We start from the raw sequence: 15,473 nt of genomic DNA on the forward strand, positions 1-15,473 counted from the left end.
CGTGCGCCAATAGTCGTATTCCGCGCTACAATGAGAGCTGGATCACCGCCAGGACTTCTCATGCAAGTGCACAGCAGCCATGATCTATCCAGCCAGGACGACGACAAACCGGCGCCGCCCGTGCTGGAGCTGGCCCTTGCCGGTCTCGGCTGGGGCTTGCTGACCTGCATGCTGTGCTTTGCCATCCTGTTCTTCACCAAATGGCTGCTGCCGCCCGAATACTGGGGTGCGCACACGGGCCTGTCCAAGTTCAAGCGCGAAATGTCGCTGCCCCTGCTGGTGTTCTGGGTCGTCATCTATTCCCCCATCCTGGAAACCTTCCTCGGCCAGCTGCTGCCGCTGGAAATCCTCCGGCGCCTGGGCGCCAGCCGCCAGCTCAGCGTTTTTAGCGGCGCCATCCTGTGGGCCATCGTGCATTTCATCAGCGGCGGCTTGCTGCACGCCATCGTCGCGCTGGGCTCGGGTGCCATGTTCAGCTTTGTCTACCTGCGCTACCGCGCCCCCAGTGTGGCCGTTGCCTATGCGACAACGACGTTTGCGCGCGCCTGCAACAATATCGCCATCCTGGTGGCCGTGTTCTACGGCCTGGATGCCTGAGTCCCATCCTTCCTGAGCAAGTACGGCACCAGCGCCGCCAGCACCACGGCCAGCACCGCCAGGCCGAGCAATAGCTGGCGGAAGGCGGCGTCATAGCTGGTCCGCAGCAGTGCTTCCTGGCCGCCCAGCAGCTGTGTTGCTTGTTGTATATCGCCGAGCGCGGCGCGGCTGGCGGCGGCCAGTACGGGCAACTCGGCCGGCAGCTGCCGCGCCAGGCCCGCGCCGATCAGGCTGGCCAGCACGGCGCCCGCCAGGGCCAGCGCCACGCCATCGGCGCTGACGCGCACGGTATTGAAGATACCCGTGGCCATGCCGGCGCGCTCCGTTTCCACCACGCTCAAGGCCATGCCATCCATCAAGCCCCATGGCAAGCCGATGCCTACGCCGATCAGCAGCAGGGGACCGGCCAGCGCGGCGGCGCCGGCATGGCCCAGCACCTGCGCCAGCCAGGCCAGGCCCGCCGCGGCCAGCAGCAATCCCGCCGCGCACAGGGCGCCGGTCGTGATCCAGCGCGACAGCAGCGCCGCCAGCACGGGCACGAGCAGCAGCGGCGCGGCCAGGGCGATCATCAGACGGCCCGCCGCCAGCGCGGACATGTCGTCGATGCCGATGAAACGCCCCGGCAGCATGACGATGAGCACGATGAACAGGAAGGCGGGCGAGGCGGCCAGCACTTGCACGGCGACAAAGCGGCGCTGGCGGAACAGCGACAAATCCAGCATGGGCCGCGCCGTCCTGCGCTCGATCGCGCCAAAGGCGAGGAACAGCAGCACGGACGCGGCGACGGACAGCAGCACGGCGCCATTGCGCCAGCCGTGTTCGGGTATCAGCAGCATGCCCAGGGTCAGCAAGCCCAGCGCGGCGCTGAAGCTGATGGCGCCTGGCCAGTCCAGCCGGTCCTTGCCGCGCGCGGGATCGGCCGGCACGTTGCCCCATACCAGCAGCATGCCGATGGCGCCCAGCACGGCCGTGGCGTAAAAGATGGCGGGCCAGCGAGCCAGCGCCAGCATGGCGCCGGCCGCCAGCGGACCGAAGGCCAGGCCCAGGCCGAACGTGGTGCCCAGCACGCTCATCACCCGGCTGCGGGCTGCGCCGTGGAACAATGGCGCCAGCGACGACATCGCGGCGGCGAACGCGGCCGCGCCGCCCAGGCCCTGCACGAAACGCAGCGCGGCGATCCATGCCACCGATGGCGCGACAGCGATGGCCAGGGTCGCCACGCAAAACAGCGCCAGTCCCGCCAGCCAGACGCGGCGCCGTCCCAGCACGTCCGTCAGGCTGCCGGCCACCATCATGGCGCTGCCATAGCTGAGGATATACGCATTGATGACCCAGTTCAGGGCGGCGGCGCTGCCGTGCAATTCGGCGCCGAGGGCGGGCAGGGCGACGGCCGGGCCCGTGAAACACAGGGGTATCAGCAAGCCCGTCAGGCAAGCGGCCAGCACTTGTAGGGGGAGGGAAAGACGTGAGGAAGAGGACATGGGTGTCGGATATGAAAGAAAGAGAGGCGAGTATGGCGCGCCCGTGATTGAAGAAAAATGGGCTAAACTGATCAACATATCGGACAAGAATGTCTTCAATGGGGATTTGCATGGATAGCTTGGGTGGCATCGCCATGTTCGTGCAGGTGGCCGACAGCGGCAGTTTTTCGGCCACGGGCCGGCTGCTGGGCCTGTCGTCGTCGGCCGTCGGGAAAAGCGTGGCGCGCATGGAAGCGCGGCTGGGCGCGCGCCTGTTCCAGCGCAGCACGCGGCATCTGGCCTTGACGGCGGAAGGGGAAAAATTCCTGCAGCGCTGCAAGCGCATCCTGGCCGAGGTGGAAGCGGCCGAGCGCGAACTCGGTGAATCGGGTGGCGCGCCCAGCGGCCGCCTGCGCATCAGCCTGCCACGCTACAGCGGCCTGTTCGAAGCGGCCATCGGCGCGTTCATGCAAGCCTATCCGGCCATCGAACTCGACCTCGATTTTTCCGACGCCATGGTCAACATCGTCAGCGACGGCTTTGACGCGGCCGTGCGCACGGGCGAGCTGGCCGATTCAAGCCTGATGCGGCGCAAGCTATGCACGTTCCGCCGGCTGCTGGTGGCGTCGCCCGCCTACCTGGCGCGCCATGGCCGGCCCGCCGATGGCATCGAACTGATGCAACATCAGCGCCTCGACTACCGCTTTCCCGCCACGGGCCGTTTGGAACAGTGGCCGCTGATGGACGAGGCTGTGCAGCCGGTGCCCGGCATGGTGTGCAACAGCGTGGAAATGCGCGTCTACCTGGCCGTGCAGGGGCAGGGCATCGCCTATCTGCCCGCATTCGCCGTGCAGCGCGAGCTGGCGGCGGGGCAACTGGTGTCGCTGCTGGACGAGCATACGCAGGCGCGTACGGCATTCTGGCTGCTGTGGCCGGCCAGCCGCCACCTGCCGCCGCGCTTGCGCGTCTTCATCGATTTCCTCGTGGAGCAGTTGCAGGATCAAACTTTTGGAGGCTTGCCATGACGCAGGACGCTTCCCTGACGCCCTTGCAGTGGCATGTGGCCGGCGCCACCGCGCGCCACGACCACCCGTTTGCCGTGCCGTCGCTGCCGCCGCAGGAGCCGTTGACGGCGTCCTTGCGCGCCTTGCAGGCCGCCATGGCTGGCAAATAAGCGCCATCTCCCCAAACTGTGGCGTCGTGCGTATTGCTGGCGGCCTACTTCGCGCTTTCCATCGATTCCACCGTGTCGAAAATAGGCGCCAGCGCGCTTTCCATGGCGCCGGCGGTAGCGTCGCCGCTCTGGTTGGTGATGATGAAGATCCCCAGCTGATATTGGGGAACGATCCAGGCGTAGCTTTGCGCGCGCGGCACGCCGCCATGGTGTACATAATGCGTGCCCAGCTGGCGATTGCTGCCGATATTCCAGAAGTAGCCAATGCTGAAGTCGTCCTGAAAGCGCACCAGCGGCTTGTGCGATTCGACGACCGCGCGATGGGCGCTCAATTGCAGGCGCAGGTACTTCGCCATGTCCGGCACGGTCGACTTCAGGTTGCCGGCCGCCCCCCAGGGCAGTTGCGGCATCGGTGTCGTCACGACGGGATTGTCGCTGTGGTAGCCGGGCGCCAGCCGATCACTATCCCCGGCTGCGATTTTCAGCCTGGTATCGTGCATGCCGGCTTCGCGCGCGATGAATTGCGTGAGCAGCACTTCATAGGGCATGGCGTAGATTGTTTCGAGCGTGTGTGCAATGAGTTCGGTGCCTGCGCTGGAATAGGCGTAGTCCTCCCCTAGCGGACCCTTGATGCTGACTGCATGTAAATCCTGCCAGAATTGCTGTTGTCCGTAGTTGGCATAGGCCGCATTGAGCTTTGCCGGCGTGGCGTGCGCCGTGAAATCCTGCAATATGGCGTTCACCTGTAATGGCAGCATGCCCGGCATGGTGCTGGTGTGCGTGATCAAATGGCGCAGGAGAACGGGCCGACCTTGCCACTGCAGGTTCGGGTAGGCCTCCGGCAGGTACTGTTGTATGGGATCGTCGAGCGCCGCCTTCCCGTCCAGCACGGCGTTCGCCAGTAGCAGGCCGGCAAAAGTCTTGCTGACCGAGCCGATTTCATACAGCGTTGTATCGTTCGGCGGATTGCCTTTGCCGGTCTCCAGCTCGCCTTGATGCAGAACGAATTCCTTGCCGCGATAAACGACGGCAATCGAGGTCGCGTGCAGCAATGTCGACTGCAGCAGCGTGGTTGCGGTCTGGCGCATGGCCGCAGGAATGTCATGCGCAGGTGCCGTGGCTGCGGGCTTGCAGGCTGCCAGCAGCAGTGTCATTACAGTGATGCTTGCGGCGAGTTTGGTCATCTTGCGCACCATCTAGGGGGAGGGGCATTCTCGCACAATGGTTCAACGGTGACAGAAAAAACTTGGCAAAAATCTTCTCTTCTTTCTTCCAGACAGTGTGACATTTGCATGACAAATAACAGTGCCTGTCCCGATTGCGCGTCATTAAGGCGTGCATGCGAGGCGACGCTTAAGCGCGCGCCGTCCATGCGCCAAAAGTGACGGACCGTTGAAGGTGCACCTTGGACTGCAGTCAGAGGCGGCCGGGACTTTTGCCTTGCATGCCGGCTTGCGCCGGCATATTCGATCTTGGTTTTAAGTTCAACGACAGGAACTGCAACATGACTGAAAACAATGCATCTGGCTCCAGCGTCTCCGCCATCGACGCTTACCTGAACAGTTCCGCCTCTGCCCAGCGCTTCACGGGCACGGCGAACGCCGATGTGCTCACCGGCACCACGGGCGCCGACGTGCTCGAAGGCCTGGCCGGCGACGACACGTATTACGTCAACCACAGCGGCGACGTAATCGTCGAGCTGGCCAACGGCGGCAGCGATACCGTCTACACCAGCGTCAATTACACGGTGGCCGACAACGTCGAGAACGTGCGCCTGACCGCAGGCGGCCTGACGGTAACGGGCAGCGCCAATACCAATAACGTCTTTTTCGTTGACGCGGCCGGTGGCAACAGGATCGATGGCGGCGGCACGGGCAACACGGTCAACTACATGGCTGCGGGCACGGGCGTGACGGCGACCTTGTCCGGAGCGAATGGCCCGGTGACGGCGCCGCCCGGCGGCGACGTGCTGCTCAATATCGCCAACCTCATCGGCAGCAAGCTCGACGATGTCCTGAGCGATAACGAGCTCAAAAACGCCCTCGTGGGCGGTTTTGGCAACGATATCCTGCGCGGCGGCAAGGGAGACGATACCCTGGCCGGCATGCAGGGCGACGACACCTATCTTTTTGCCCGCGGCGACGGCGCCGACATCATCGTCGAGGTGGAAGAGGCGGCCAGCCATAACGTCGTCTCCTTCCTGGCCGGCGTCAGCGCCGACCAGCTGTGGTTCCGCCAAGTGGGCACGGCGCTGGAAGTGAGCACCATCGGCACGGCCGACAAGATCACCATCAATGGCTGGTATTCCGGCACGGCGCCGCGCATCCAGGAGTTCCGCACGGCCGATGGCCGCGTGTTGCTGGGCAGCGACGTGCAAAACCTCGTGCAGGCGATGGCGGGCCTGGCGCTGCCGCCAGCCGGCCAGCTGACCTTGCCGGCGGCGACGGCCGCCGCCCTGGCGCCGGCGCTGGCGCAGAACTGGCGCACGGAAGGGCCGTCCCAGCCCAGCAACGGCGTCTTCACCGGCACGGCGAATCCGGACATCATCCAGGGCACGGCGGGCGCCGACGTGATGGCGGGCCTGGCTGGCGACGACACGTATTACGTCAACCACAGCGGCGACGTGGTGGTGGAACAGGCTGGCGGCGGACGCGACACCGTCTATGCCACGGTCGATTACACCTTGGCCGCCAACGTCGAAGAGGTGCATGTGAGCGCCGCCGGCCTGACGGTGACGGGCAACGGCAATGACAACGTGTTCCACGTCGATGTCGCCGGCGGCAACGTGCTGCGCGGCACGGGCACGAACAGCACGGCCACCTATGCGGGTTCCAAGGCGGGCGCGACGGCCAGCATCGTTTCCATCAACGAATCCCACGCGGCCCGCCCGGGCAGCGATGTGCTGGTCAATATTTCCAGCGTGACGGGCAGCGGCTATGACGACGTGCTGTCTGGCAACGAGTTGGTCAATACCCTGGTCGGCGGCCTCGGCAACGACACCTTGCAAGGCGGCAAAGGCAACGACGTGCTGACGGGCGGCCTGGGCGACGATACCTATGTCTTTGCGCGCGGCGACGGCGCCGACGCCATTGTCGAATCGTCCGCCGATGCCAATTACGACACCATCGCCTTCCTGGCCGGCGTCAACATCGACCAGCTGTGGTTCCGCCAGGTGGGCAATGACCTGGAAGTGAGCACCATCGGCACGACGGACAAGATCACCATCCGCGCCTGGAACGCGGCCGTGCCGAACATCGAGGAATTCCGCACGGCCGCCGGCCACGTCATGCGCGGCGCCGACGTGCAGCTGCTGGTGCAGGCGATGGCGAATCTGACGCCGCCGCCGCTGGGCCAGCTGACCTTGCCGGCCGGCACGGCCGCCGCCCTGGCGCCCGCGCTGGCCCAGGCCTGGCACTTCAACGGTCCCACGCAACCGACGGGGCAGACCTTCGTCGGCACGGCGGGCGCCGACGTCATCAACGGCACGGCCGGCGCCGACCTGCTGCAAGGCCTCGGTGGCGACGACACGTATTACGTCAACCACGGCGGCGACTTCATCGATGAGCGGGGCAATGGCGGCAACGACACCGTGTACACCAGCGTCAACTACACGGTGGCCGACAACGTCGAGTACGTGCGCCTCACCGGTCCCGGCCTGACGGTGACGGGCAGCGCCTATACCAGCAACGTCTTCCATGTCGGCACCGCCGGCGGCAACGTGCTCGACGGTGGCGGAGCGGGCAATTCGCTGTCCTACGCCACTTCCACGACGGGCGTGACGGCCGCCTTTGCGCCCGTTGGCGGCCCGATGACGGCGCCCGCGGGCAGCGACGTGCTGGCCAATTTCAATGCCGTCATCGGCAGCAAGTTCGATGACGTGCTGACCGGCAATGAACTGAAGAACATCCTGCTGGGCGGCCTCGGCAACGATACCCTGCAAGGCGGCAAGGGCGACGATGCGCTGGCCGGCACGCTGGGCAACGATACCTATATCTTCGCCCGCGGCGACGGCGCCGACACCATTTCCGAGGCGGACGAGGCGGGCAGCCGCGACGTGGTGTCCTTCCTGGCCGGCGTCAGCGCCGAGCAGCTGTGGTTCCGCCAGGCGGGTGCCAACCTCGAAGTGAGCACCATCGGCACCGCCGACAAGGTCACCGTCACGGGCTGGTACGAGAGCGCAGGGCGACGCATCGAGGAATTCCGCATGGCCGATGGCCGGGTCTTGCTGGGCAGCGATGTACAAAAGCTCGTGCAGGCAATGGCAGGCCTGACGCCGCCACCGGCTGGCCAGCTGACCTTGCCGGCAGGCACGGCCGCCATCCTGGCCCCGGTGTTGGCGCAGAACTGGCGCGCCGCGCAGCAATTTAGTGCCGTCAGCCAGGACGGAATCGGCGGCTGGCAAGCGGATTCCGCGCAGCTGGTGCAAGCGATGGCCGGCTTTGCCGTGCCGGCGGCCGCATCGGCGCCATGGTCAGGTCACGGCAATCCGTCGACGCAGCTCCAGCTGGCGGCGGCGCATTAAACCGTTGAGTAACTAGATCCACCCTCACGCAGCCGGACCGGGGCGACCGGCGCCGGCCTGGCTGCGCCATTGAATCTCTTATATTGCCCGATGACAGTCCTCTCCCAACGCAACGATACGCCGTCCCTGGAAAAAACCTCGCCCGACACGGGCTTGCTGTCGCTGCAGCTGATGGCCAGCCTGCACGGCATCGCCGCCGATGGCGCCCAGCTCAAGCATGCCTTCGGCCAGGCCGTGTTCACGCGGCAAACCGTGCTGCTGGCCGCCCGGCAACTTGGCTTGACGGCCAAACTGGTGCGCCAGGCGCCCGCACGGCTGGCGCAAGCGCCGCTGCCGGCCATCGCCATCGATACGGCCGGCCGTTTCTTTATTCTCGGCAAGGTCGAGACGGGTAACGATGGCGTGAGCAAGGTGCTGCTCCAGCATCCGGGCCAGCCGCCGCACATCCTCGGCCGCGAAGCGTTTCTTGCCGCCTGGACGGGCGAGCTGATCTTTTTTACCAGCAAGGCCAGCTTCGCGCGCGAGACGGCCCGTTTCGACTTCAGCTGGTTCATCCCCGCCATCGTCAAATACCGCAGGCTGCTGGGCGAGGTATTGCTGATTTCCTTCGTGCTGCAACTGATCGGACTGGCCACGCCCCTGTTTTTCCAGGTGGTGATGGACAAGGTGCTGGTCAACCACGCGATGAAAACCCTGCACGTGGTGGCCATCGGCCTCGTGTGCGCCATCGTCTTCGAAGCCGTGCTGGGCCTCATCCGCACCTATGTTTTCGCGCGCACCAGCAGCAAGATCGACGTGGAACTGGGCGCGCGCCTGTTCCGCCACCTGCTGGCCTTGCCGATCGCGTATTTCCAGGCGCGCCGCGTGGGCGATTCCGTGGCGCGCATCCATGAACTGGAAAACATCCGGTCTTTTCTCACCGGCAACGCCATGACCGTGATGCTGGACCTGCTGTTTTCCTTCATCTTCATTGCCGCCATGCTGTGGTACAGCGCGGCGCTCAGCGTCGTCGTGCTGGCCTCGATTCCCGTCTACGCGGCCCTGTCGATGCTGCTCACGCCCGTGCTGCGGGGCAGATTGAACGACAAATTCAACCGCAGCGCGGAAAACCAGTCTTTCCTGGTTGAAACCATCAGCGGCGTCGATACGCTCAAGGCCATGGCCGTGGAACCGCGCTGGCAGCAGCAGTGGGAAAAGCAGCTGGCCGGCTATGTGTCGGCGGGCCTGTCGGCGAATAACATCGGCATGCTGGCCAGCGGTGGCGTGACCCTGGTCAGCAAGCTGGTGACGGCGGTCATCATGTGGTGGGGCGCCACCCTCGTGATCGACGAGAGAATGACGGTGGGCGAACTGGTCGCCTTCAACATGCTGGCCGGACAGGTGGCCTCGCCCATCCTGCGGCTGGCGCAGCTGTGGAACGATTTCCAGCAAGTGGGCATTTCCATGAGCCGGCTGGGCGATATTCTCGATGCCAGAGCGGAAGCGGGCAGCCAGAAGGCACTCCTGCCGCGCATCGCGGGCGCCATCGAGTTCCAGCAAGTGGGTTTCCGCTACCGGCCCGATGCGGCCGAGGTGCTGCGCAATGTGTCGATCAGCATCGCGCCTGGCGAAGTGATCGGCATCGTCGGGCGTTCCGGTTCGGGCAAGAGTACCCTGACGCGGCTGGCGCAGCGCCTGTACATTCCCGAGCGGGGCAAGGTGCTGATCGACGGGCAGGATATCGCCGTCATCGACACGGCGTCGCTGCGGCGCCAGATCGGCGTGGTGCTGCAGGAAAACATCCTCTTCAACCGCTCCGTGCGCGACAACATCGCCCTGAGCGATCCGGCGCTGCCCATCGATGCCGTCATCGCCGTGGCGAAACTGGCGGGTGCCCATGATTTCATTTGCGAACTGCCCGAAGGCTACGACACCATGGTGGGCGAGCACGGCACGGGCTTGTCGGGCGGCCAGCGCCAGCGCATCGCCATCGCCCGCGCCCTGATCGGCAATCCGCGCATCCTGATTTTCGACGAGGCGACGAGCGCGCTCGACTACGAATCGGAAAAGATCATCCAGGACAATATGCGCGGCATTTGCGCGGGGCGCACCGTGCTGATCATCGCCCACCGCCTGTCGGCCGTGCGCGAAGCGCACCGCATCGTGGTCATGGAGCGGGGGCAGGTGGCCGAACTGGGCACGCACGACGCGCTGCTGGCGCAGCCGGGCGGCATCTACGCCCATCTGTACAGCTTGCAGCAAGGCACGCACGGGAGCGCAACAGGGGACGCAACATGAGCGCCGGCCACCGCCTGGCCGCGTATGGCGAGCTGTTGCAACGTTACGCTCAGGTGCTGCGGCACAGCTGGCGCGACCGCGCCGCCTTGAGCGGCCCCGTGCTCAGCGAAGACGAGGCGGCCTTCTTGCCGGCCGCGCTGGCGCTGCAGGAGCGGCCCGTGTCGCCTTCGCTGCGCCTGACGGCCAGGGTGCTGATGCTGCTGGTCGGCTGCGTCGTGCTGTGGGCGGTCTTCGGCCAGGTCGACATCATCGTCAATGCGGCCGGCAAGATCATTCCGTCCGGCAACACCAAGACCATCGCCTCGGTTGACGTGGCGGCCGTGCGCGCCCTGCACGTGAAGGAAGGGCAGGCCGTCAAGGCGGGTCAGCTGCTCGTGGAACTCGACAGCCGGGGTCCGGACGCCGAACGCGACAAGGCCGCCGGCGACGCCGTGGCGGCCGCGCTGCAAATGGCCCGCTCGCGCGCGCTGATCGCCGCCGTCGATACCTTGACGCCGCCCAGGCTGGTGGCGCCCGATGGCGCCTCCGCCGCCCAGCGCGAGGAAGCGCAGGGCCACCTCGATGGCCAGTACGCGAGTTTCCGCGCCAGGCTCGCGCATCTCGATGGAGAAATCGCCCGCTACGCCCAGGCGCTGCCGCTGGCCACGCGGCGCGCCGGCGACTACCAGGCGCTGCTGGCCACGCGCGACGTGGCCGAACACGCGTGGCTGGAAAAGGAGCAGGCGCGCATCGACCTGGCCGGCCAGCTGGCGTCGGCCCGCAGCGAGCGCGCGGCCCTGGTGGCGCAGACGCGCAAGGACGCCTACGACGCGCTGACGGAAGGGGCGAGGGTGGCGGCGGCCAGCGGCCAGGATGCGCGGCGCGCGGGCGCCCGCGGCAGCCTGCTGCGCCTGACGGCCCCCGTCGACGGCACGGTGCAGCAACTGAAACTGCACACGGTGGGCGGCGTCGTGCCGGCCGCGCAGGCGCTGATGCAGATCGTGCCGCGCCAGGGCAAGCTGGAAATCGACGCCGTGCTGGAAAACCGCGACGTCGGCTTCGTGCAGCCGGGCCAGGCGGTGGCCATCAAGGTCGACGCCTTCGATTACACAAAATACGGCACCGTGCCCGCCGTCGTCAGCAGCGTCTCGCGCGACGCCGTCGAGGATGAAAAAAAGGGGCTTGTGTATGCCGTGAAAATCACGCTGCAGCAGCCGTCCATCGTCATCGACGGCAGATTGGCGCCGCTGTCGGCCGGCATGGCGGTGCGCGCGGAAATCCGCACGGGGACGCGCAGGGTGATCGAATACGTGCTCTCGCCGCTGGTGCAGCACCAGAAGGAGGCGCTGCATGAACGCTAGACGCCGCGTCATGGCCGCCATCGCCGCCAGCTTGCTGCTGGCCAGTGCTGCGGCGCAGTCGGGCGAGCATGAGGCCGCGCCATGCCCGTCCGCGTACGAGGCGAGCGTGCGATTGACCTTGCCGGCGGCCGTCGACCTGGCCCTGTGCCGCAACGCGCAGGTGCACAGCGCCTGGGCCGGCATCCGGCTGCAGGCGGCCGGGCTGGGCGAGGCCAGGGCCGCCTTTTTGCCGACCCTGAATGCGGGCCTGAGCCGGGTGCACGACCGCACGGCCTATCCCGGCGCCAGCACGCCGTCCGGCAGCTTGAACAGCAATACGGGATCGCTGAGTTTTTCCTGGCGTTTGTTCGACTTTGGCGGGCGCGCGGCGGGCCAGCGTTCGGCGCAAGCCATGCTGGACGCGGCCCTGGCCAACCGCGACGCCGTGCTGCAAAAGACGCTGGCGGCCACCGTCAGCGCGTATTTCGAGGCCCAGACGGCGCGGGCCAACGTGCGGATGCGCGAGGAATACCGGGCGCTGGCCAATGAAACGGTGCAGGCCACGCAGCGCCGCGCCCAGCGGGGCCTCGGTTCGCACAGCGACACCCTGCAGGCGGCGAGCGCGCTGGCCAAGGCGGCCCTGGGCGCCAGCCGGGCCGATGGCGAATTCCGGAAGGCGCGCGCCGTGCTCGTCTATACGCTGGGCTTGCCGGCCGAGGCGGGCGTGGTGCTGGATGACGATGCGGATGCCCCGGTGGCTGGCCTGCGTGAAGATTTGCACACCTGGCTGGCGCTGGCCCAGGCGCGGCACCCGGCCATCGTGGCCGCGCAGGCGCAGCTGGCGGCCGCGCGCGAACGGGTGGCCGTGACCGAGTCGGAGGGCCGGCCCAGCATCGACCTGACGGCCAATATCTACCAGAACGGCCGCCCCAACCAGGGCTTGTCCGCCGCGTCCACGCGCGAAACCCTGGTGGGCATCTCATTGAACATTCCCCTGTTCGACGGTTTTGCGCGCCACTACAAGGTGCGCGGCGCGCTGGCGCAGGCCGGGCAAAGGGAAGCCGAGGCGCAAGAGGTGCAGCAGCAGACCCTGATGGAACTGGTGAAAACGCATGCGGAAGCGAGCACGGCCTTGGCCAACCTGGCCGCGTCGCAAGCATGGCTGGACGCGGCGCGCGATGCCCAGGCCAGCGTGCAACGCAAGTTCGGCCTGGGCGCGGCCGACATCCTGGAAATGCTGAACACGCAGTCGGCGCTGCTCGAGGCGCAGCAGGAGCGCATCCGGTGTCAGGCGGAATGGCGTTCGGCCCGGCTGCGTCTGCTCGCCAGCGCCGGCGTGCTGGGACGGGAGGCGATTGCAGGGCGTTAATAGGCGCATTCCGCGCGCCATGCCGGCGCAATTATGACTATATTAGAGAGGCTAATCCACACACCGGCCAAGGGAGACATCATGCACAGCATACAAAAGATTACCCCGTGTTTATGGTTCAACGGCCACGCCGAGGCGGCGGCCCTGTTTTATACGGGGATATTCCCCAATTCGAAGATCGGCCAGATCCTGCGCTATGGCGAGGAGGGCAAGGAAATCCACGGCCAGGAGCCGGGCAGCGTGCTGACGGTGGCGTTCGAGCTCGATGGCCAGACGTTTACGGGCCTGAACGGCGGCCCTTTGTTCCAGTTTTCCGAAGCCATCTCGTTCCAGGTCAATTGCGAAACCCAGGACGAAGTCGACCACTACTGGAACCAGCTGTCCGAAGGCGGGCCGCCGGAAGCGCAGCAATGCGGCTGGCTCAAGGACCAGTTCGGCGTGTCCTGGCAGATCGTGCCCACCATCATGGTCAAGCTGCTGGGCGATCCCGACCCCGTCAAGGCCCAGCGCGTGATGAAAGCCATGATGGGCATGAAAAAGATCGACATCGACGAGATCAAGCGGGCGTACGCGGGTTAGTCCGGCAGCGGGGACGGTGCGCGGCCGCACGCCAGCGGCGCGCCCTGTCCAAGATGGCCGGCATTTGCTATAGTTCCTGCCATCTTTCCACCTGCCTACCTGACCTGCCATGACCACTAGCCCCACCATCGCTCCCCGCACCTTCGGTACGCCCCTGTCTTCCACCGCCATCAAGGTCATGCTGCTGGGCTCGGGCGAACTGGGCAAGGAAGTGATCATGTCGCTGCAGCGCCTGGGCGTGGAAGTGATCGCCGTCGACCGTTATCCGAATGCGCCGGGCCACCCGGTGGCGCACCGCTCGCACGTGATCGACATGAGCGACGGCGTGGCCCTGGCCGCCCTGATCGAGCTGGAAAAGCCGGACCTGATCGTGCCGGAAATCGAAGCCATTGCCACCGATACGCTGGCGGCGCTGGAAGCGGCCGGCCAAATCACGTGCATCCCGAACGCACGCGCGGCCGTGCTGACGATGAACCGCGAAGGCATCCGCACCCTGGCGGCGGAAACCCTGGGCGTGGCCACGTCGCCATACCGCTTCGCCAGCAGCCTGCAGGAGTTGCAGCTTGCCTGCCAGGAAATCGGTTTTCCGTGCGTGGTGAAACCCGTGATGTCCTCGTCGGGCAAGGGCCAGTCCAAGCTCGATGGCGCCGCTGACGTGGACGCGGCGTGGGCGTATGCGGCCAGCGGCAGCCGGGTCGATACGGGCCGCGTCATCGTCGAGGGTTTCATCGACTTCGATTACGAAATCACCTTGCTGACCGTGCGCTTTGTTGCCGCCTCGGGCCAGATCGAGACGCAGTTCTGCGAGCCGATCGGCCACTTGCAGGTGCATGGCGACTACGTGGAATCGTGGCAGCCGGCCCGCATGGCGCCGCTGGCACTCGAGCGTTCGCGCGACATCGCGCGCAAGGTGACGGACAACCTGGGCGGCCTGGGCCTGTTCGGCGTGGAGCTGTTCGTCAAGGATGACATGGTGTGGTTCTCGGAAGTGAGCCCCCGTCCGCACGACACGGGCATGGTCACCATGGCCAGCCAGGTGCAGAGCGAATTCGAGCTGCACGCGAAAGCCATCCTTGGCTTGCCCGTCAACGTGGCGCTGCGTTCGCCCGGCGCGTCTGCCGTCATCTACGGCCAGCTGGAAGCGAAAGGCATCGCCTTCGAAGGCGTGGCCGACGCCTTGAGCGTGCCGGGCGCCGACGTGCGCCTGTTCGGCAAGCCGGAATCGTTCGCCCGCCGCCGCATGGGCGTGGCGCTGGCCACGGCCGACGATATCGACACGGCCCGCGCGCGCGCCGTGCTGGCCGCGTCCAAAGTGAAACCGGTCGCCCGCTGATGGCTGAATCCATGGTCGAGGCCAGCCTGCCGCAGGCCGATGCCGGCGGCGACGACATCAAGCGCAAGCTGCGCGGTTACATCGCGCGGCGCAACCTGGCCGGCGCCGCCAACGATTGCAAGTGGAACGAACTGCTGGCCTTCATGCGCGGACGCACCGACTGGGCGCCATCGTACCGTTACGGTTCCGTCACCGGCTATGTGTCGCGCTGGGATACGGAATGGGATTACCACCCGCCGTTCCCGTTCCTGGGCGTGGAATGGCTCGATATCAGCCTGTACTCGGAAGAACACGTGGCCATGCTGCTGCCAAAGAAAATCATCGATCACGGCGTGTGGATCGTGCCGGAGCTCAAGCGCATCGGCTTCGATTTCGAGGTGCGGGACCGGGTGGCGCGCATCTGGGGCTACTTGCCGCGCTCGTACCACGATTTTCCTCCCGCCGACTAATTCAAAGAGTAACTACCTGCCTGAAAACGCTATCCCGCCAGTACCGCAACGGGACGACGCCGTCGTCCGCCTTCGACGGCGATCCGGTGCAGGCACCATCGTGGCTGTTCGATCTGGTCTACCAGGTCAGCCAGAACGTGGCCGACCATGGCTCCATCGATTTGCTGGTGCAGCGTCACGGCAGCGTGTCGATGGCGCTGGACTTGCACGATGCGCCCAAGGGCCTCGAATGCGAAAACGAACAGGTAGGCATGCTGCTGGCCCCGGGCGCTAGCACCATTGATGCTGCTGACGCTCACCGTGCTGCAGCCGGCCGAACTGGCGTATATCAGCGCGGCGCGACCTGGCCGCGGCACTGGCCGCGTCGCCGACGGGGCATCTGATCCTGACCCGG

At 66.2% G+C, this 15,473-nt stretch carries 13 protein-coding genes; 11 read left to right on the forward strand and 2 right to left on the reverse strand.

Annotation, left to right across the window (positions count from 1 at the left end; translation table 11 throughout):
* Positions 1-60: 60 nt before the first annotated feature.
* On the forward strand, positions 61-597 hold the full coding sequence (locus BLU39_RS21245) for a hypothetical protein (RefSeq protein ID WP_092716586.1): 537 nt from the start codon (positions 61-63) through the stop codon (positions 595-597).
* On the opposite strand, the gene BLU39_RS21250 is transcribed toward BLU39_RS21245, so the two are convergent.
* Entirely contained in the window at positions 579-2,078 is a 1,500-nt protein-coding gene (locus BLU39_RS21250; protein WP_092716589.1) for an MFS transporter, read from the reverse strand. The two genes, BLU39_RS21245 and BLU39_RS21250, sit on opposite strands and share 19 nt — an antisense overlap.
* A gap of 110 nt (positions 2,079-2,188) precedes the next feature.
* Here BLU39_RS21250 and BLU39_RS21255 point away from each other — a divergent pair, with 110 nt between their 5' ends.
* Both BLU39_RS21255 and BLU39_RS28710 read left to right on the forward strand, forming a co-directional pair.
* On the forward strand, positions 2,189-3,082 hold the full coding sequence (locus BLU39_RS21255; RefSeq protein ID WP_092716591.1) for a LysR family transcriptional regulator: 894 nt from the start codon (positions 2,189-2,191) through the stop codon (positions 3,080-3,082).
* Complete coding sequence (locus tag BLU39_RS28710) at positions 3,079-3,231, forward strand: hypothetical protein (RefSeq protein WP_175539379.1); 153 nt, start codon at positions 3,079-3,081, stop codon at positions 3,229-3,231. Before BLU39_RS21255 ends, BLU39_RS28710 begins: the two co-directional genes overlap by 4 nt.
* Before the next feature lie 44 nt (positions 3,232-3,275).
* Here BLU39_RS28710 and BLU39_RS21260 read toward each other — a convergent pair whose 3' ends face one another.
* Positions 3,276-4,415: a serine hydrolase domain-containing protein gene (locus BLU39_RS21260; RefSeq protein WP_092716675.1), complete on the reverse strand. Its 1,140-nt coding sequence runs from the start codon at positions 4,413-4,415 to the stop codon at positions 3,276-3,278.
* A gap of 320 nt (positions 4,416-4,735) precedes the next feature.
* Here BLU39_RS21260 and BLU39_RS21265 point away from each other — a divergent pair, with 320 nt between their 5' ends.
* From BLU39_RS21265 to BLU39_RS21300, 8 genes are all read left to right on the forward strand, one after another.
* Positions 4,736-7,753, forward strand: coding sequence for a calcium-binding protein (locus tag BLU39_RS21265; protein WP_092716593.1), 3,018 nt, complete (start codon positions 4,736-4,738; stop codon positions 7,751-7,753).
* 90 nt (positions 7,754-7,843) lie between these two features.
* Positions 7,844-10,030 (forward strand): type I secretion system permease/ATPase, encoded by a 2,187-nt coding sequence (locus BLU39_RS21270; protein ID WP_092716596.1) that lies wholly within the window; start codon positions 7,844-7,846, stop codon positions 10,028-10,030.
* A complete protein-coding gene (locus BLU39_RS21275; protein WP_092716599.1) occupies positions 10,027-11,370 on the forward strand; it encodes an HlyD family type I secretion periplasmic adaptor subunit in 1,344 nt (447 codons plus the stop codon). Before BLU39_RS21270 ends, BLU39_RS21275 begins: the two co-directional genes overlap by 4 nt.
* Positions 11,360-12,718, forward strand: a complete 1,359-nt coding sequence (locus BLU39_RS21280) for a TolC family protein (protein WP_092716601.1) — start codon at positions 11,360-11,362, stop codon at positions 12,716-12,718. Before BLU39_RS21275 ends, BLU39_RS21280 begins: the two co-directional genes overlap by 11 nt.
* A gap of 78 nt (positions 12,719-12,796) precedes the next feature.
* The gene (locus tag BLU39_RS21285) at positions 12,797-13,297 is read left to right on the forward strand and encodes a VOC family protein (protein ID WP_198511286.1); all 501 of its coding nucleotides are present in this window, start codon (positions 12,797-12,799) and stop codon (positions 13,295-13,297) included.
* 109 nt (positions 13,298-13,406) lie between these two features.
* Positions 13,407-14,630, forward strand: a complete 1,224-nt coding sequence (purT, locus tag BLU39_RS21290; protein WP_092716603.1) for a formate-dependent phosphoribosylglycinamide formyltransferase — start codon at positions 13,407-13,409, stop codon at positions 14,628-14,630.
* The gene (locus tag BLU39_RS21295; RefSeq protein ID WP_232731067.1) at positions 14,630-15,079 is read left to right on the forward strand and encodes a DUF6678 family protein; all 450 of its coding nucleotides are present in this window, start codon (positions 14,630-14,632) and stop codon (positions 15,077-15,079) included. Before purT ends, BLU39_RS21295 begins: the two co-directional genes overlap by 1 nt.
* Before the next feature lie 86 nt (positions 15,080-15,165).
* Complete coding sequence (locus BLU39_RS21300; protein ID WP_092716607.1) at positions 15,166-15,462, forward strand: hypothetical protein; 297 nt, start codon at positions 15,166-15,168, stop codon at positions 15,460-15,462.
* Positions 15,463-15,473: the final 11 nt, after the last annotated feature.

Origin of the sequence: Janthinobacterium sp. OK676 (genome assembly GCF_900103595.1) — a bacterium.
Taxonomy (GTDB): Bacteria; Pseudomonadota; Gammaproteobacteria; order Burkholderiales; family Burkholderiaceae_D; genus Janthinobacterium.

What these genes read in the sequence shown, in the direction of transcription:
- BLU39_RS21245 (WP_092716586.1), top strand. Translation starts at nt 61, where the DNA reads ATGCAAGTGCACAGCAGCCATGATCTATCCAGCCAGGACGACGACAAA.
- BLU39_RS21250 (WP_092716589.1), bottom strand. Translation starts at nt 2,078, where the DNA reads ATGTCCTCTTCCTCACGTCTTTCCCTCCCCCTACAAGTGCTGGCCGCT.
- BLU39_RS21255 (WP_092716591.1), top strand. Translation starts at nt 2,189, where the DNA reads ATGGATAGCTTGGGTGGCATCGCCATGTTCGTGCAGGTGGCCGACAGC.
- BLU39_RS28710 (WP_175539379.1), top strand. Translation starts at nt 3,079, where the DNA reads ATGACGCAGGACGCTTCCCTGACGCCCTTGCAGTGGCATGTGGCCGGC.
- BLU39_RS21260 (WP_092716675.1), bottom strand. Translation starts at nt 4,415, where the DNA reads ATGACCAAACTCGCCGCAAGCATCACTGTAATGACACTGCTGCTGGCA.
- BLU39_RS21265 (WP_092716593.1), top strand. Translation starts at nt 4,736, where the DNA reads ATGACTGAAAACAATGCATCTGGCTCCAGCGTCTCCGCCATCGACGCT.
- BLU39_RS21270 (WP_092716596.1), top strand. Translation starts at nt 7,844, where the DNA reads ATGACAGTCCTCTCCCAACGCAACGATACGCCGTCCCTGGAAAAAACC.
- BLU39_RS21275 (WP_092716599.1), top strand. Translation starts at nt 10,027, where the DNA reads ATGAGCGCCGGCCACCGCCTGGCCGCGTATGGCGAGCTGTTGCAACGT.
- BLU39_RS21280 (WP_092716601.1), top strand. Translation starts at nt 11,360, where the DNA reads ATGAACGCTAGACGCCGCGTCATGGCCGCCATCGCCGCCAGCTTGCTG.
- purT (WP_092716603.1), top strand. Translation starts at nt 13,407, where the DNA reads ATGACCACTAGCCCCACCATCGCTCCCCGCACCTTCGGTACGCCCCTG.
- BLU39_RS21295 (WP_232731067.1), top strand. Translation starts at nt 14,630, where the DNA reads ATGGCTGAATCCATGGTCGAGGCCAGCCTGCCGCAGGCCGATGCCGGC.